At 35.9% G+C, this 17,472-nt stretch carries 14 protein-coding genes; 7 read left to right on the plus strand and 7 right to left on the minus strand.

What is annotated here, in order from left to right; genetic code table 11:
* Window positions 1-82: 82 nt before the first annotated feature.
* The 5 genes from MR062_RS01295 to MR062_RS01315 all read left to right on the plus strand — a co-directional run bounded on the left by MR062_RS01295 (window position 83) and on the right by MR062_RS01315 (window position 6,988).
* Window positions 83-2,323, plus strand: coding sequence for a S9 family peptidase (locus tag MR062_RS01295; protein ID WP_242202244.1), 2,241 nt, complete (start codon window positions 83-85; stop codon window positions 2,321-2,323).
* A gap of 115 nt (window positions 2,324-2,438) precedes the next feature.
* On the plus strand, window positions 2,439-4,007 hold the full coding sequence (locus MR062_RS01300) for a peptide MFS transporter (RefSeq protein WP_242202245.1): 1,569 nt from the start codon (window positions 2,439-2,441) through the stop codon (window positions 4,005-4,007).
* Window positions 4,008-4,081: 74 nt separating this feature from the next.
* A complete protein-coding gene (locus MR062_RS01305; RefSeq protein ID WP_242202246.1) occupies window positions 4,082-5,857 on the plus strand; it encodes a peptide MFS transporter in 1,776 nt (591 codons plus the stop codon).
* 112 nt (window positions 5,858-5,969) lie between these two features.
* Complete coding sequence (locus tag MR062_RS01310) at window positions 5,970-6,431, plus strand: thioredoxin family protein (protein ID WP_242202247.1); 462 nt, start codon at window positions 5,970-5,972, stop codon at window positions 6,429-6,431.
* Between the two features lie 5 nt (window positions 6,432-6,436).
* Window positions 6,437-6,988, plus strand: coding sequence for a thioredoxin family protein (locus MR062_RS01315; RefSeq protein WP_242202248.1), 552 nt, complete (start codon window positions 6,437-6,439; stop codon window positions 6,986-6,988).
* 6 nt (window positions 6,989-6,994) lie between these two features.
* Here the strand turns inward: MR062_RS01315 and MR062_RS01320 are convergent, their stop codons facing one another.
* The 5 genes from MR062_RS01320 to surE form a co-directional block, all read right to left on the minus strand.
* Window positions 6,995-8,998, minus strand: a complete 2,004-nt coding sequence (locus tag MR062_RS01320) for a ComEC/Rec2 family competence protein (RefSeq protein ID WP_242202249.1) — start codon at window positions 8,996-8,998, stop codon at window positions 6,995-6,997.
* Window positions 8,999-9,257: 259 nt separating this feature from the next.
* A complete protein-coding gene (locus tag MR062_RS01325; protein WP_242202250.1) occupies window positions 9,258-9,806 on the minus strand; it encodes a C40 family peptidase in 549 nt (182 codons plus the stop codon).
* 8 nt (window positions 9,807-9,814) lie between these two features.
* On the minus strand, window positions 9,815-10,927 hold the full coding sequence (lpxB, locus tag MR062_RS01330) for a lipid-A-disaccharide synthase (RefSeq protein ID WP_242202251.1): 1,113 nt from the start codon (window positions 10,925-10,927) through the stop codon (window positions 9,815-9,817).
* A 72-nt stretch (window positions 10,928-10,999) separates the two neighbouring features.
* Complete coding sequence (locus MR062_RS01335) at window positions 11,000-11,281, minus strand: hypothetical protein (protein ID WP_242202252.1); 282 nt, start codon at window positions 11,279-11,281, stop codon at window positions 11,000-11,002.
* 16 nt (window positions 11,282-11,297) lie between these two features.
* On the minus strand, window positions 11,298-12,074 hold the full coding sequence (surE, locus tag MR062_RS01340; protein ID WP_242202253.1) for a 5'/3'-nucleotidase SurE: 777 nt from the start codon (window positions 12,072-12,074) through the stop codon (window positions 11,298-11,300).
* Window positions 12,075-12,250: 176 nt separating this feature from the next.
* On the opposite strand from surE, the gene MR062_RS01345 reads away from it, so the two are divergent.
* Window positions 12,251-14,404 carry a carboxy terminal-processing peptidase gene (locus MR062_RS01345; RefSeq protein ID WP_242202522.1) on the plus strand — a complete coding sequence of 718 codons (2,154 nt, stop codon included), beginning with the start codon at window positions 12,251-12,253 and terminating at the stop codon, window positions 14,402-14,404.
* A gap of 7 nt (window positions 14,405-14,411) precedes the next feature.
* On the plus strand, window positions 14,412-15,506 hold the full coding sequence (locus MR062_RS01350) for an ABC transporter permease (RefSeq protein ID WP_242202254.1): 1,095 nt from the start codon (window positions 14,412-14,414) through the stop codon (window positions 15,504-15,506).
* 189 nt (window positions 15,507-15,695) lie between these two features.
* Here the strand turns inward: MR062_RS01350 and MR062_RS01355 are convergent, their stop codons facing one another.
* Together MR062_RS01355 and MR062_RS01360 are read right to left on the minus strand one after the other, a co-directional pair.
* Window positions 15,696-16,412 (minus strand): LytR/AlgR family response regulator transcription factor, encoded by a 717-nt coding sequence (locus MR062_RS01355; protein ID WP_242202255.1) that lies wholly within the window; start codon window positions 16,410-16,412, stop codon window positions 15,696-15,698.
* The gene (locus MR062_RS01360) at window positions 16,409-17,410 is read right to left on the minus strand and encodes a sensor histidine kinase (RefSeq protein WP_242202256.1); all 1,002 of its coding nucleotides are present in this window, start codon (window positions 17,408-17,410) and stop codon (window positions 16,409-16,411) included. The genes MR062_RS01355 and MR062_RS01360 overlap by 4 nt, the downstream gene beginning before the upstream one ends.
* Between the last annotated feature and the right edge of the window lie 62 nt (window positions 17,411-17,472).

Below are 17,472 nucleotides of genomic sequence, written 5' to 3' on the forward strand. Positions count from 1 at the left end.
TACAACAAAATGATAATTTGGATGTTACATGCCTGCGCTGAGCCAGTCGAAGCGCGACCTTTGAAGAAAAGTATATAAACGCATGAAATATTTTAGATTTTCCCTAATCATCTGCTTTTTCCTAACTACAATTTTATCGGCTCAAAATAAAACCATAGATATTAAGGATATATGGAATGGAACGTTTAGAACAGAAGGTATGGATGTCCTGCATTCCATGAAAAATGGACAACAATATTCGGTATTGAATTTTGATAGGGCGACACGCAGCACATCGGTTGATATTTATGATTATAAAACTTTAAGTAAGGAAAAAACCTTGGTTAGTTCAAGAGCTATTGAGCAGCTACAGTATTTTACGGATTATACATTTAGCGAAGACGAATCGAAAGTATTATTGGCCACAAACCAAGAAGCGATTTACAGGCGTTCAACACTTGGGGATTATTTTGTTTATAACATAGCCACCAAATCGGTTACAAAGGTTTCAGAAGAAAGGATTCAGGAACCCACCTTTTCACCAGACGGTACTAAAGTGGCTTATGGTTTAAATAATAACCTGTACGTTAAAGATTTGCTATCGGAAGAAACCATTCAAATAACATTCGATGGGGAAAAGAATAAAATTATTAATGGTATGACCGATTGGGTCTATGAAGAAGAGTTTGCCTTTGTACGTGCCTTTGAATGGAATGCCAGTGGCGATAAGATTGCCTTTATTAGGTTTGATGAGACCAATGTTCCCGAGTTTTCAATGGATATTTATGGAACAGGCTTGTACCCCACAGAAGATACTTTTAAATACCCTAAAGCAGGAGAAGCAAATTCTATGGTGTCACTTCATATTTATGATGTGGAAACTAAGCATACTGAAGAAGTAAAGTTAGATAAACCTTATGCCGATTTTTACATTCCGCGTATAAAATGGACAAGCCGCCCAGATATTTTAAGTGCGCAGTACATGAACAGGCACCAAAGCGAATTGGATTTATGGTTTATTGATGCAAAAAAGAATAACGCTAAACTTATTTTAAGTGAAACTGATAAGGCTTATGTGGATATAACCGATAACCTTACTTTTTTAAAGGATAATAGTTTTATTTGGACTAGTGAAAAGGATGGTTACAACCATATTTATCATTACGACCAAAATGGAAAACTTATTAATCAGGTAACCAAAGGAAACTGGGAAGTCACCGATTATTATGGTTATGATGAGGCAAACAATATCATTTTTTATCAGTCTGTAGAAAATGGTTCAATTAATAGGGATGTCTATGCCATACAATTAAATGGTCGGGATAAAAAACGATTGACTAAAAGTGAAGGTACCAATAGCGCATCCTTTAGTGCAGATTTCTCCTATTTTATCAATTCCTTTTCCAGTGCTACTACACCCCCAGAATATTCACTTAACAGCGCAGCATCGGGAAATTTAATAAAGAGCATTGTAGATAACGATTTGCTGTCGTTAAAACTTTCAGATTATAAAACATCGAAAAAAGAATTTAGTACCATTCATGTTAACGGTAACGATTTAAACATGTGGATGATTAAACCGGCCAATTTTGATGACACCAAGGAATATCCGTTGTTAATGTATCAATACTCTGGTCCAGGGTCACAAGAAGTGGCAAACCAGTGGAATGGAGCTAACGATTATTGGTTTCAGCATTTAGCACAAGAAGGCTATGTTATTGCTTGTGTAGATGGGCGTGGCACAGGGTTTAAAGGAGCGGCGTTTAAAAAGATAACCCAAAACGAATTGGGTAAATACGAAGTTGAAGATCAAATAGCAGCGGCCAAAAAGTTAGGTGAACTACCATATATTGATGCCTCTAGGATAGGTATTTGGGGGTGGAGCTTTGGTGGTTTTATGAGCAGTAATTGTTTATTTAAAGGCAATGATGTGTTTAAAATGGCCATTGCGGTGGCCCCGGTTACCAGTTGGCGATTTTACGACACGATCTATACCGAACGTTATATGACTACGCCTCAAGAGAACCCAAGCGGTTATGACGATAATTCGCCATTAAGCCATATTGATAAGCTAAAAGGTGATTTTTTGTTGGTTCATGGATCGGCAGACGATAATGTGCATTTACAAAATACCATGCGTTTGGCAGAAGCCTTAATACAAGCCGATAAACCATTCGATTGGGCCGTATACCCAGACGATAACCACGGTATTTATGGTGGCAATACCAGATTGCATTTGTATAAAAAAATGACCCGTTTTATCCATGAAACTTTAGGAGATAAAAGGGAGCAACAGAAAGAGGAAGAAAAAGAGAAAAAGGAAAAATTAAAGATACAAGGATAATGGTTTGGAAATGAGGTAGCTCAATACAGCTTTAATTGAAGGAAAAGAGTTAATCATTTTTATCATAAAGAATAAAGACAATAGCAATAAATAAAAACACTTTAATAGGACACATATGGATTTTGTATTAGGATTACTTATTGTAGGATGGGTTTTTTGCCTCATTTGGATACCACTAGTTATAAAGGCAAATTGGAAAACACACCCCAGAGCCCTTTTTGTTTGCTTCTTTGCCGAAATGTGGGAGCGTTTTTCTTATTATGGTATGCGGGCCTTGCTTACTCTATACATGGTAAAGGTTGTTTTTCAACAAATTTCCAGTGGTGAAGCCGATGTTAAATCCCTTGCTATTTATGGTTCTTATACAGCATCTATCTATTTAGGCCCTATTATTGGTGGCATGATGGCCGATAAATTTTTAGGGTTTAGAAAAGCGATCCTGTTGGGAGGTATTCTTATTAGTATTGGGCATATTGTTCTGGCAGCCCAAGGCTTGATTGCCGAAACTAATGAGACCTTCTTTTTTATAGCCTTATCCTTTATTGTAGTAGGAACAGGGTATTTTAAACCCAATATATCAAGTTTTTTAGGAAAGTTTTATGAACAAGACGACCCACGAAAGGATTCTGCCTTTAACATTTTTTATATGGGTATTAATGTAGGTGCTTTTCTTTCGGCACTAACCTGTGGTTATTTAGGTGAAGAAGTTGGATGGCACTGGGGATTTGGTCTAGCAGGTATAGGGATGATTGTAGGGCTCATTGTTTTTTGGTTTAACTTAAAACACTTTGGAGACGAAGGTCATGTCCCTGATAAAAAGCATGATCAAGAATCTGTTTTTGCAGGGATTAGCCTTAATAACATAATCATACTGTTAAGTTTTATTGCTGTGCCTTTATGGGCCTTATTGTTTAATTATGATATGGTATTTAAATACGGGTTAACAGGAATTACCATAGCCGCATTGGCCTATCTTATATACCTAAGCACACAATATGAAAATGGGTCTCGACTTTTAGTAGTTTTAATACTTTTTATATTCCATGCCATGTTCTGGGCCCTGTTTGAACAGGCAGGAGGATCACTTACTTTAATTACCGATCGTTTTGTGGACCGATCTATGGGGAATTCCGAGATACCAGCATCCCAATTTCAAGCCCTAAATGCATTTTTCATTATTATTTTTGCACCAGCCTATTCCTGGCTTTGGATTAAGCTTAATAAACTTAAAAAGGAACCAAGTACGCCTTTAAAGTTTGTTTATTCTTTGCTGCTTTTGGCTGTTGGCTTTTTGATTATTGTTTTGGGTGCCAAATTCGCGATGGAGTCAGGACAAAAAATAATAGTTTGGGTCATTATATTTATGTATTTATTCCATACGCTGGGTGAGTTATGCTTGTCTCCAGTAGGTCTATCCATGATCACTAAATTATCACCACAACATATTGTAGGATTTACTATGGGCGTTTGGTTTTTGTCTTATTCCGTAGGAAATAAAGTAGCAACCGAAATAGGGAAGTTGATAAGTGTTGGCGATTTAAAGGAAGATGCCACTATGGCCGAACAAATTAGTCCATATGTTGATGTTTACCTGCAATGGGGAGTTTATGTTGTATTAGGATGTGCGCTCGTACTTCTATGTTTGGTGCCACTATTAAAGAGGCAAATGAAAGGAATACACTAAGAAGAATGTTTCTAAGGCATAGATTAATCATTTTAAAATAGAAGTTGAGAAGACATAATTAAATCGACAATTATATGAATACAGACATTGAAAGTTTATTTAAAGATAAAGTTTTAGGACATCCAGCAGGGCTGTTTGTTTTGTTTTTTACCGAAATGTGGGAGCGTTTTTCTTACTATGGCATGCGTGCCTTACTTATCCTATTCTTTACAGCTTCCATAATGGAAGAAGGAGGGTGGGGTTGGCCTAAGGAATGGGCTTATGCCATTTTTGGAACCTATACGTCATTGGTTTATCTATCTACCATGTTAGGCGGATACTTTGCAGATAATATAATAGGGATTAGAAAGGCTGTTGTTGTTGGAGCTTTATTAATGACACTGGGGCATGCGTGTATGGCTCTTGAAACAACATTCTTTATCTATTTAGGCTTAACGCTGTTGGTATTTGGTAGTGGGTTTTTCAAGCCTAATATGACCTCTATTATTTCTGAAATGTACAAAGAGAAACCAGAAAAAAAAGATGGTGCTTATACTATTTTCTACATGGGAGTAAATGCAGGAGCGTTTCTTGGTATTTTATTATGCGGTTATTTAGGTGAAAAAGTAGGATGGTCTTGGGGATTTGGAATAGCAGGGATTTTTATGCTGTTTGGTCTATTGCAGTTTTGGTTTGCCCAAGGGATTTTTGGAAGTATTGCACTCAAGCCTAAAAAAGAAAATGAAGATGTGGTTGATATAGTAATGGATACTTCTCCAGACTATGAGACTTCAGAAGAAAGAAGAAACCCTTTTACGCAAGTGCAAAGAATAATGATTGTAATTGCAGCAACTCTGGGCTTAGCTTGGATTTTAAATGATCCTATATCTAAAATATCGGAGGGAGAATATAATCTGTTTAATTTTGAAATGTTTGGCCTGTCAGGATCTACAGTAACCATTTTATTTGCGCTAGCTCTATTTGTCCTTTTATTGGTTATTAGAATTCCTAGATATGTGAAAACAACCCGGGAGAAAATGATAGCAATTATTTTCTTTGCGTTTGTAACAATGTTCTTTTGGGCAATCTTTGAACAATCACCAAGTTCGTTAACAGTATTTGCAAGAGACTATACACAACGAACATTGGAAGGTAATGCAGGATTAACATTTAAAATAGTAAATTCTCTAATGACCATTATTCCATTAGGAGTGATTTCATGGGTGTTGGCAATGCTATTTAAAAAGACTTTTGCGAAGTATTCGTTATCTAATATTTTCTTGACCTTGAGTTTTCTTATTGTTTGGGGAATAGCGATATGGATGTTGTCTACTGAATTTCAGAAAGATCAAACAGAAGTGCCTGCATCATGGTTCTCGGTATTAAACTCATTGTTTATAATTACCTTGGCTCCGCTATTTTCTAAATGGTGGGAAAGCAAGTATAATCCAAATGCCAATATGAAGTGGGCCATTGGCATGGGCCTTTTAGGATTGGGAATGGCTTGTGTTGCGTTTGGAGCTGGAGGTATTGAACCAGGGGCGAAAACAGCCCAAGTGAGCATGGTATGGTTAATATTAGTTTATTTGTTCCATACTATGGGAGAGCTTTGTATTTCCCCAGTAGGATTGTCTTATGTGAGTAAGTTAGTTCCTGCACGTATGATAGCAACTATGTTTGGTATATGGTACTTAGCTATAGCTATAGGAATGAAACTGGCAGGGATGTTTGCAGAGTCTTCGGAGTCTATTGCCCAAGAACATGGAATAAGTTATTTCTTCTGGATACTAACGGGGGTATCGTTAGCTCTTGCGGTGTTGTCTGCAATCTTATATCCAGTAATCAAAAAACTCATGCACGGTGTGCGATAATCGAATAAAACGTTAAAATCAACTCAAAAAGCCCCTGTTTAGGGGCTTTTTTTGTAAGTTAGGAATGGATTTTGAAACTAAGCATTACATTTGTAATGAAAAAGATAAATACATGAAACGAATTTTATTTACCGCATTGTTAACCGTTTTTATATCAACCATAAGTGTTGCCCAGGAACTGGTCTGGCATACCGATATGACCAAAGCTTCAGAATTAGCCATAAAAGAGAATAAACCAGTGATGATGTTTTTTACGGGATCCGATTGGTGTGGATGGTGCAAACGGCTTCAAAAGGAAGTATTTCAAACCCAGGATTTCAAAACATGGGCTAAAGATAATGTGGTATTAATGGAATTGGATTTTCCAAGAAGAACACCATTAGATCAAACAACCCAAGCACAAAATTATCAGTTGCAGCAAATATTCAATGTTAGGGGCTATCCAACGGTGTTTTTTGTGAACCCTGAAAAAAAGCCCGATGGCAAAATGAACTTAAATAGCTTGGGAAAAACAGGATATGTTAGGGGCGGTGCCCAGGAATGGTTGACCGTAGCTAAAAATTTTATTAAGTAAAAAACATGGTTAAAAATATTATACTTTCAATAGTTGTTTTTGGGTGTTTGACCTTAAGTTCAGTGGCCCAGGAAATTAATTGGTTGACGTTGGACGAGGCTTTGGCACTTCAAAAGAAAACACCTAAAAAGATAATGATGGATGTCTATACCAATTGGTGTGGGCCTTGTAAGCTGTTGGATAAGAATACATTTCATAATAAAGATGTTGCGGACTATGTGAACAAACATTATTATGCGGTAAAATTTAATGGTGAAGGCAACGAAGTCGTGACCTTCGATAATAAAACTTTTGAAAACCCTAATTACAATCCCGCAAATGCCAATAGACGCAATGCGGCACATCAGTTAACAAGCTATTTGCAAGTTAGTGCCTATCCCACAATTGTGTTTTTGGATGAGAAAGGACAGCTTATTTTTCCGTTAAGGGGCTACAAAACACCAACGCAATTGGAATTGTATTTAAAGATGTTTAAAACAGACGACTATAAAGCTTTGGATACCCAAGAAAAGTTTAATAACTATTATAAAGCATTTAAACCAGAGTTTGAAGGTTAATAGTTTCTAGTAATCGATTATAAAAGCTCCCATAGTATTAGTATAATGAAATGGGAGCTTTCTTTTTTCGCAAATGGTTTTCCAATGGGCAACATACGATTTATAGTTGCTGCCGTCTGCAATAATTTGTTGGGGTTGAAGGGAATCGATTAAACGGTTGAGGTTGAGTTTGGGCGATTGTCGCAGCAGCACATAATCAGGTTTAAAAGATTTTATATGATATACGCCAATACTATCAACCACCAAAAGTATCTTTTTATTTAGTAGGTAAACAGACCGCAGCGTGTCTCCTTTAATGGCGTTTATGTGGTTGCCTATCACATAGTTTGTTATAATGTTATTTTCAGTTGGCTGCTTTTCTTTCAAATCGTGTGCTACCACTATGGTGTTCTTTGCAACATGACCAATAAGCGTGTGTCTGCTTTTGTGGAATATAACTAGTCTGTTAGTGGGTTTTAAGTAGTCTGTAACAATAACTGATAATTGGATGAAGAGTAAGGCGATCAAGACCAGCCTAAGCGTGTTGTAATTCCGTTTTATATAAAAGCGCACAAGGGTAATGATGAAAATGTAAGCTGCCATAACGTATAGCAAGTTAAAAGGGAGGTCTGTAAATAAAAATTCTTCATGCTTTGCTATCCAATCCACAAAACGATTCATCTGGGTAATAATGCCTCCATAAAAATTAACAAATACAGATGGTAAAATGTTTAGAAGGGACAGAATCATAACAAGTATACCTAAACCAAGAATTAATCCCAATACAGGAATGATTACTAAATTGGAAATAAAAAATAGACCAGGAAATTGATGAAAATAAAATAGGCTTATTGGTAAAATTCCAAACTGGGCAGCAATTGTAACGGTTAGGGTGTGCCATAGTTTGTCCAATAGCCAATATTTGGGTTGGTATAGTTTATATAGCAAAGGGTCTATAGCTACAATTCCAAGAACCGCCAAATAACTTAATTGAAAACCTACATCGAACAAAAACAACGGTTTAAAAAGGAGTAAAATAAATACGCTTACGGCCAATGTATTGTAGATGTTTGTTGGGCGCTTTAGGTTAACGGCAATGGCAACAACACTAAACATGGTAACGGCTCGAGTTACAGAAGCCGAAAGACCTGCAATAATAGCGAACCCCCATAGTAAGCCAATGAGCAATACCATTTTAATGGGTTTACCGTGTTTAAAATGTTCAATAGGTTTCAATAGAGCACTAAAAAGTAATAGTATAATGCCCACATGTAAACCAGAAACAGCCAGAATATGGATGGCTCCTGCATTGGCATAGTTCGAATAGGTTTCTTTATTGATGTCTTGGCGTTGTCCTAATAAAAGCGCTTTAATGATGCTAAGTTCATTTGGGGTGAAATTGTAGCTTTTTAGCTTAAGTATAATGTGGTTTCTAATCTTTTCAGCTAGACCAAAAAGAGTAAGGCGACGCTGTTGGGTTTTAAAAAGTAGTGGTCTGCTACAGGTAATTTGGTGGTAAATGTATTGCTTCTTTAAATAGGATTTGTAATCAAACTGATTGGGATTAAGTGGTTTGGGTACCTCTTTAAAAAGGACATTGCTTTTATAAATGCCATCAACTGTTAAGGCAGGTAATGAATCTTTTTCGAGGTTTAAAAGTAATTTCCCCTTAACGCTCTTGTTGTTTACATCTATAATATTTACAATGTATTTATTGTGATACTGGCTAGGTTTTAAAACTTCCCGAATGCTAAAGGTTATAGGTGTAAGTGATTCGATATGCTCATTGATATAATGGGAATAGTGTGTTGGAAATTGTTTTTGGTTATGGCATGAAACAGTAAAAATACCTATAGCTATAAAAGATAAGTAGCCAATAAGGCCAAACCCCATAGTGTTTCTTAATGGTTTATTGGTTGCTAACAGAAGTACAGATAACCAAAGTGTAAGTACAATTGCACTGGTAGTGCTAACTTTGAAATCAGTAGGGTGGAAATAGCCAATACTTATGCCTATAATCAAGCAAAACATAAGTTTTATTATGATAAAGTTAATGGGGCGCATATTGTATAAATATAGGAAAAAGCTTATGTTTTAGTTCTTAACCTTATGAAATTTTGATGGTTACGGTAATTATTTGTTTGTTGGCATTGGTGTGCGATTGGGGTAGAAGGGAGATTAAAGAGAGATTGAAATGTGATTGATTGGAGATTGATATTGGGTTGGTATTAAGTTGACTGTTTTCAATTTTAAGCCTTAAACCTTGAACTTTAAATGTTAAACCATGAACCTAATCTATATAACGCCGTGCTTCAAAAAAAGCATTTTTCCAATAGGTTTCGGAAAGAAGAGAAGAAATGACACCTTTTCTGGTGGTAGCATGAATAAATGCAATGTCTTTATTTGTTACTTCAATAACTAGACCTACATGATTTATGGCGTTTCGTTTACTCCTGCCAGTTTTAAAAAAAAGAAGGTCCCCTTTTGCAATATCTTTTAGTTTAATTCTAGAACCCTTTTTAGCCATGTCTCTTGAGATTCTTGGCAAAAAAATATGATGGGTCCTAAACGATTCGAATACCAAACCAGAACAATCCATTCCAGACGAGGTGGTGCCGCCCCATTTGTACTTAACCCCCTTGAAGGTTTTGGCATAGTTGGTAATGCTGTCCTGTAAGGTGATTACTTTAAGTGGTTCTAGTGTGTTTTTGCTTATATTGGGTTGAGGTATTTTAACTGCTGATTTTGAAGTTTCTGTTCTGGAAGTTTTTGCACGTTTTGTAGATTTACAACTACTAAAACAGGCTGTTATGAGAAGAATAACTAAAATTTCTCGCATATTAATTCTTAAGCTTTTAATGATTTAAAAATTAAATCGGCTGTTTTGTCGCTGGCGCCTTTACCACCCAATTTTAATTCCAAGTCATAATAGTCTAAAAAGAATTTAGTACGTTCGTAATCATCTAAAATAATATCCAATTCTTTTTTAAGCTGTTTACTGTTAAAATCGTTTTGGATCAATTCGGTAACCACTTTTTTGTCCATAATCAAATTTACCAAAGAAATATACTTTAGGGTAATAATGCGCTTAGCAATTTGATAGGAAATGTTACTGCCTCTGTAACATACTACTTGGGGAACTTTAAATAGGGCAGTTTCCAAAGTCGCTGTGCCCGAGGTAACCAAAGCAGCTGTAGACACACTTAAGAGGTCGTAAGTTTTATTATTTACAAACCCCACATTAGGGTTGTTGATGAAGGGACTATAAAATTCGAAATCCTGACTGGGGGCACCTGCAATAACAAATTGATATTTAGGGTACTCGTCAACCAAGCTAAGCATAACCGACAGTGTTTTTGTTATCTCTTGCTTTCTGCTTCCCGGTAACAAAGCTATTATGGGCTTATCGTTTAGAAGGTGTTGTTTTCTGAATTCATACTCATCAACCTGTTTCCGATCTGAAATAGCATCAATTAAGGGGTGCCCAACAAAAGTAACGTCGTAATCAAAAGTTTTATAAAACGCTTTTTCAAAAGGCAAAATCACGTACATGGCATCGATATCCCTTTTTATGGCATGTACTCGTTTGGCGCGGGAGGCCCAAACTTGTGGCGAGATATAATAATTGGTTCTAAAACCTTGTTGTTTGGCCCATTTGGCAATACGTAAATTAAACCCAGAATTGTCAATAAAAATGAGGGCATCAGGATGATAACTGATAATATCGTTTTTGCACAGCGAGATGTCCTTGAAGATTTTCGGTAAGTTTTTAAGTACTTCAACAAATCCCATAAAGGAACGTTCCTTATAGTGTTTTACCAAAGTGCCTCCAACGGCTTGCATCAAATCACCGCCCCAAAACCTAAAATCGGCATTGACATCTTTTTTTAACAATGCCTTCATAAGATTGGAGCCATGCAAATCTCCCGAAGCTTCACCTGCTATAATATAGTATTTCATATGTTAGTTGTCAGGTCGAGCGCAGTCGAGACCTTTGTAAGGAACAGAAAGCGCTCAGGTTTTTAGATCAATTTAAAATAATTTAAAGACAAATGTAAATACCGCTATAAAAACTGTTATTAACAGTACACCACGGGCTCGGTAATCTTGTTTTTTCTTAATGAAAATAAAAAACGCAATTAAGTTCAATATGGCGCCAAGGCTAATAAGTTTTCCTAAAAAGCCCTCGTTAGCTGCGGCTTTAATAACCTTAGTGAAATCGTCGCCTTGACCTAGCAGTGTAGCCGCTAAAAATAGGCCAATGGCATTTGAAACCAAGCCAACAAATATGCCAATAAATAGATCTTTCTTCATGTACAATCCAGTGTTTTTATAGTTTGAAATTCCAGTTTTTAATGTTTTCAATATGCTGATGCGCGGTTAAATCGAATTGCACGGGAACCAACGAAACATAATTGTTTTCCAACGCCCATTCATCGGTGTCTTCACCGCCATCTAAATTCACAAATTTACCAGTTAGCCAATAATAGTCCTTTCCTTGTGGATTGATGCGTTTGTCGAATTCTTCAACCCAATTGGCACGTGCTTGTCTGCATATTTTAATGCCCTTAATATCTTTTTCTTCGATATCGGGAATATTAACATTTAGAACAACGCCACTAGGTAAACCATTAGCTAAAACATTTTCTGTGATGGTTTTTACGAAAGGAATACAGGCGTCGAATTGCGCATTCCACTTATAGTTAAGAAGCGAAAAACCAATAGCAGGAATACCTTCTATCCCAGCTTCAATGGCCGCACTCATCGTACCAGAATAAATAACATTAATCGAGGAATTTGAACCGTGGTTAATCCCAGATACACACAAATCTGGTTTTCTGTGCAAAAGTTCCCTTATGGCCAATTTAACACAATCGGCAGGTGTGCCAGAGCAACTATATTCTTTATGGTCGCCTTCCTTATAATGAAGTTCTTCGGCATAAAGTGTAGAGTCTAAAGTAATGGCATGACCCATGCCACTTTGTGGACTGTCTGGAGCCACAACAATAACGTCGCCAATGGTTTTCATTATAGTAATTAAAGTGCGAATGCCAGTAGCATTTATGCCATCGTCGTTGGTGACTAAAATTAGAGGCCTCTTGCTCATTATTGTTAATTTTTATATCGCTAAAATACATAATTTCCTATGTAAACACTTTATTTCTTTGGTTTAACAAAAAATTAGTGTCAATAAAAACCATTGGCATAGTTTTTTCTTTATTTTAGTGGAAAATATGTTGCTATTTACATAAAAGAACGGAAGATTAAATGATGAAAAAAATGATGAAAAGGAACTATAAGGTTTTATTGTTAGTATTATTATTGGCGTTTGCATCCTGCAGTTTTACAGCAAAAACGTTCGACGATCCCAATAAAGATAAATTATTGGTTCGCATTATAAGCTATGTATTACAGCAGGGCCATTTCGATCCTATTGAGATGGATGATGATTTTTCAGTAGAATTATTTGAAGACTATATTGAAACTGTCGATCCCTTTAAACGCTACTTCTACGAATCGGATATTAAGGATTTTGAACGGTATAAGTGGAGTTTGGACGATCAGTTAAAATCGGTAGATATCACCTTTTTTAATGTGGTACACGAACGTTTGATACAGCGTATTGCTGAAGCAAAGGAAATTTACAAGGAAGTGCTTTCCACACCATTCGATTATACCATAGACGAGACCTTCGAAACCAATTCTGATAATGTAGGATTCGTAAAAAACAAAAAGCAAATGAAGGATCGTTGGAGAAAGCAACTCAAATTCTCTGCGCTTAATAATTACGATGATTTGCTATTGGAAGAGAAAGCAAAAAAGAAAAAAGACCCAGCTTATGTTGTAAAAACAGATACTGAAATTGAACAAAAGGCTAGAGAATCAACGTTAAATTCCATTGAAGTTTTATTTAATGATTATATCGACGATAGAACCCGAGAAGAATGGTTTTCTATATATGTAGATGCTATTGTTGGGGAATTCGATCCACATACCTATTATTTGGCGCCCAAGAACAAAGAGAATTTCGATGAGCGCATGTCTGGAAAGCTCGAAGGGATTGGAGCGCGATTGCAAAAGCGTATGGACTATATTAAAATAGTTGAATTAATTTCTGGTGGCCCAGCTTGGCGAAGTAATGAACTGGAAGTTGAGGATGTTATCATAAAAGTAAAGCAGGAAGACGAAGATGTGCCAGTTAATATTGTTGGCATGCGTATAAACGATGCTATTAAGTATATTAAAGGGCCAAAGGGAACCAAGGTAACTTTAACCATAAAAAAGATAGACGGTACCATAAAAGAAGTGACCTTAGTAAGGGATATTATTGAGATAGGAGAAACTTATGCTAAAGCCTCTGTGGTAGAGAAGGATAGCCAAAAGTTTGGAGTGATTAACTTACCCTCTTTTTATGTGGATTTTCAAAATTATAAGACCCTTAATGCTGCCAAAGACGTAAAACTTGAAATAGAACGCTTAAAAGCCGAAGGCATGAAAGGCCTTGTTTTGGATTTAAGGGATAATGGTGGCGGATCTTTACCTGCTGTGGTAGATATGGCTGGATTGTTTATTAAGGATGGTCCAGTTGTGCAAGTGCGTTCTTCAGGGAAATCAAAAGAGGTGTTAAGCGATAGGGATAAGTCTATAGTATGGGACGGGCCTTTAGTGATTTTGGTAAATGAAATATCGGCTTCTGCTTCAGAAATTATGGCAGCAGCGATGCAGGATTATAAAAGGGCAATTATTATTGGTAGTAAACAAACCTATGGCAAAGGAACCGTGCAAAATGTAATTAACCTTAACAATATAGTGAGTAATAATACTCAAGGCGATTTAGGGGCATTAGCTTTAACCACCCAAAAGTACTATAGGATTAATGGGGGTTCTGTACAGTTGGAAGGTGTTAAGAGCGATGTCAAGGTGCCAGGCCGCTTTAGTTTTATAGAAGTGGGTGAAAAGGATAAAGACAACCCATTGCCATATGATGAAATAGATCCGGCCGATTATAAGGTTTGGGACCATTATTTCGATTACGATGAAGCCATTAGCAAGAGCAATGAGCGTATGAAGGATAATGAGCAATTAAGGCTTATTGAAGAAAATGCCAAATGGGTAAAAAGTAAGATTGATGAAACGGTTTTTTCTTTAAACTATAAAACATACAAAGAGCAGTTGGAGCAAAACGAACAAGAAGCGAAAAAGTTTGATGCTATTGGAGATTATAAGACCAACTTAAGTTTTGAGTCGTTGCCTTACGAAAAGGCTTTGTTTGCATCAGATACAACTAATTTAAAGGAAAAACGTGAGCGTTGGCACCAAAGCTTAAGTCAAGATGTATATATTGAAGAAGCACTAAACGTGCTTGAAGACTTAAACCGTTCTTTAGGTGTAAAGCGCGTGGTATCTGCTGCATCAGATAATAAAATAAAGAATTAAAATATGTATGAGTCATAAGTCGCACTCATTAAAACAATTGGCGCTCCAGAAGTTTAAAGCAAACTTTTGGGGCGTTTTTAGTTTTTACTTTATTGTTGCTGTTGGGATTGTCTCTATTTTGGCTTATGTGTTGGCGCCAGATAATTCTCAACACGCTAACCAGATGCATTTATCTATCCATTCCAAACAGCCAGGGTTTAATGTGTTGATGCTAAGCATACCTTCCCAGTCTAAAGCAGAACAAAACATATTAAGTAAACTGTTTTTAGGTGCAAAGCATGTCAATACCGAAGTGCCCATTTCCAATTATAGTGTTAAGGAAGGTGTTTTAACCTACACCGAATATGCTTCAGATGGATTAAAAGGGGTAGAAAAGGCTATCGATTTAAATGCATTTCCAAATCAATCAGTCGATGGATTTATTAAAGAAAGAACCTTTTTGTTTGGTACCGATAAGTATGGAAGGGATTTGTTGAGCAGGGTGCTAGTGGGCGCTAGAATCTCATTTTTTATAGGTTTTGTAGCGGTGTTCATTTCTTTGGTTATAGGCGTGTTTATGGGCAGTGTAGCAGGCTATTTTGGCGGTAAGGTAGATGCACTTATTATGTGGGTAATTAACGTGACATGGTCCATTCCTACGTTGTTATTGGTCATTGCTATAACCTTGGCTTTAGGGAAAGGCTTTTGGCAAGTGTTTATCGCTGTGGGATTAACTATGTGGGTTGAGGTTGCTAGGGTAGTACGGGGGCAAATTATTAGTGTTAAGGAGATGCAATATGTTACCGCAGCAAGAGCCTTGGGATTTAACGACTTTAGAATTATAACAAAGCATATTCTACCTAACATTATGGCGCCGGTTATTGTAATTTCGGCAGCAAATTTTGCTGCTGCTATTTTAATAGAAAGTGGTCTTAGCTTTTTGGGTATTGGAGCGCAACCGCCCATGGCCAGTTGGGGTGCCATGATTAAAGACCATTACAATTACATTATTTTGGGGAAGCCTTATCTGGCTATCATCCCAGGCTTGTGTATTATGAGTTTGGTCATGGCCTTTATGCTTATGGGGAATGCCTTAAGGGATGCCATGGATGTGAAAGGGTAAATCTTGTTCGGCTGCTCTTAATTAGATCAATATTAAATGTTATGCTTTGATAATTTTAATCTGTTTGGGCATCCAGAATTTAATAATGAGGGAATACGCTGTGGGTAGTTAGTCCACAAATAAGTAGGTTTCACTAACTTATATTTAACTCATCGGTAATATATCTGTAAGATTTCAATCCTTATTGTTTTAATTAATTGGCTTTATTTTCGAAAATAAAGGTTCTTTAAATGTTCTTCCTATTGGGATTTTTTCCTTTCGGTCTATATAGGCTATATTTCCTGTTACTTTTTCAATATATTCTATATTTATGATGTATGATTTATGTACTTGAATAAATTTGCTATCGCACAAAATATCTCCCCATTTTTTTAGTGTATCTATAAATGAAAAATTGATTTGTTTTGTAGATATGGTAACATAGTTTCTATCGGATTGTACATAGCGTATATCTTCTAATTTTATTTTATGTAATGTTTTGTCTACGTTTATAAATATTGATTCAGAATCCTGTGTGACTTCAGATTGTTGTACTTGAATATTGTTAAAAGGTTTATTAATCGATTCAGCTTTATTAATAGCTTTTAGAAACCTTTCAAAACTAATGGGTTTCACTAAATAGTCGATAATAGCATCTTGTTCAAAACTTTCTACTGCATAGTTTGAATACGCTGTTGTCATTATAACGCTTGGCGGATTTGAAAGTGATTTTAAAAAGCTTAGCCCAGAGATATTGGGTAAATTAATATCTAAAAAAATAAGGTCTACTTTTTTTGTGCTTAAGATGTCTTGGGATTTTAACGGAGAATTAAATACACCTATTAACTCTAAGCTGTCAATTTTTTTAATGTAGCTTGTTAAGATGTCTTGTGCAGGAACTTCATCCTCTATAATAATACAGTTCATAGTAATTCTATTTTTAAGTTTGCAATAAAGACATCATCTTCTTGAGATGTTGTAAACTCATACTTGTCTTTGTAAATCAGGTCTAATCGTTTTCTTAAATTAACTAATCCTATTTGTGAGTTCTTATCGGTTTTTATGCTACTTTTTAATGGATTACATTCATTCTTGCAAATAAAGTGGAGGAGTCCGTCTTTTACAGATAAAGTTATAGTTATATCACATAAATCATCTTCTTTGAACTTACCGTGCTTAAAGGCATTTTCAACGAGACCAATAAGCAATAGAGGAGCAATGTTGTAATTGAAGGAATCGATGTTTTTTGTATAAGTAATTCTATTTATTCCTTGTGTGCGCAGTTGTTCGAATTCCAAATAATTATCTATAAAATCGACTTCTTTTTCCAGTCCAACTAAATTACTATCGCTTTGGTATAGAACATATTTTAAATTTTCGGAAAGCTTTAAAATCATTTCAGCAACATCATCTTCGTTTTTAAGGGCTTCGGCGTATATCGTGTTTAGATTGTTGAATAAAACGTGTGGGTTTATCTGCGATTTAAGGTATTTAAGTTCCATTTCCAACCGTTCTTTATTTGTTTTTTCAAGTTCTTTTTGGTGATCAAAAAGACGTAACAACACCCATATAAAGGATAAAAAGACAATTGGCAGTAATATTTTCCAAAAGTTATCCGATAAACAGATGGTATAGCTACAAGAACATTCTACAATTTTATAACAATAAAATATAGTTGCTATAAAAAGCAACGCAGTTATAGCCAATGCATAGTATAAATACTTTTTGCTGTTAAACAGTTTGGGCAGCAAAAATAAATCGTTAAAATAGGTAACTCCCAAAACCAAAGATAATAAGCGGAAATCTATGGTATGGTGCCAGCCCATATGCTTGCCATGGGTTGGGCCTAGATAGAACACAACAAAAATATAGAACGCCCAAAAAAGAAAATGTATTATAAATTTTATGGAAAGATTAAACTTCATTGAGTACTTGGGGTATTATTACTGCACAAATATATCTGTTTTGATTTTAGTTGTTAAAGTAT

This window comes from Aestuariivivens insulae (assembly GCF_022662195.1).
GTDB classification, from domain to species: Bacteria; Bacteroidota; Bacteroidia; order Flavobacteriales; family Flavobacteriaceae; genus Aestuariivivens; species Aestuariivivens insulae.

What these genes read in the sequence shown, in the direction of transcription:
- MR062_RS01295 (WP_242202244.1), top strand. Translation starts at nt 83, where the DNA reads ATGAAATATTTTAGATTTTCCCTAATCATCTGCTTTTTCCTAACTACA.
- MR062_RS01315 (WP_242202248.1), top strand. Translation starts at nt 6,437, where the DNA reads ATGGTTAAAAATATTATACTTTCAATAGTTGTTTTTGGGTGTTTGACC.
- MR062_RS01305 (WP_242202246.1), top strand. Translation starts at nt 4,082, where the DNA reads ATGAATACAGACATTGAAAGTTTATTTAAAGATAAAGTTTTAGGACAT.
- MR062_RS01360 (WP_242202256.1), bottom strand. Translation starts at nt 17,410, where the DNA reads ATGAAGTTTAATCTTTCCATAAAATTTATAATACATTTTCTTTTTTGG.
- MR062_RS01350 (WP_242202254.1), top strand. Translation starts at nt 14,412, where the DNA reads ATGAGTCATAAGTCGCACTCATTAAAACAATTGGCGCTCCAGAAGTTT.
- lpxB (WP_242202251.1), bottom strand. Translation starts at nt 10,927, where the DNA reads ATGAAATACTATATTATAGCAGGTGAAGCTTCGGGAGATTTGCATGGC.
- MR062_RS01345 (WP_242202522.1), top strand. Translation starts at nt 12,251, where the DNA reads ATGAAAAGGAACTATAAGGTTTTATTGTTAGTATTATTATTGGCGTTT.
- MR062_RS01335 (WP_242202252.1), bottom strand. Translation starts at nt 11,281, where the DNA reads ATGAAGAAAGATCTATTTATTGGCATATTTGTTGGCTTGGTTTCAAAT.
- MR062_RS01325 (WP_242202250.1), bottom strand. Translation starts at nt 9,806, where the DNA reads ATGCGAGAAATTTTAGTTATTCTTCTCATAACAGCCTGTTTTAGTAGT.
- surE (WP_242202253.1), bottom strand. Translation starts at nt 12,074, where the DNA reads ATGAGCAAGAGGCCTCTAATTTTAGTCACCAACGACGATGGCATAAAT.
- MR062_RS01355 (WP_242202255.1), bottom strand. Translation starts at nt 16,412, where the DNA reads ATGAACTGTATTATTATAGAGGATGAAGTTCCTGCACAAGACATCTTA.
- MR062_RS01300 (WP_242202245.1), top strand. Translation starts at nt 2,439, where the DNA reads ATGGATTTTGTATTAGGATTACTTATTGTAGGATGGGTTTTTTGCCTC.
- MR062_RS01310 (WP_242202247.1), top strand. Translation starts at nt 5,970, where the DNA reads ATGAAACGAATTTTATTTACCGCATTGTTAACCGTTTTTATATCAACC.
- MR062_RS01320 (WP_242202249.1), bottom strand. Translation starts at nt 8,998, where the DNA reads ATGTTTTGCTTGATTATAGGCATAAGTATTGGCTATTTCCACCCTACT.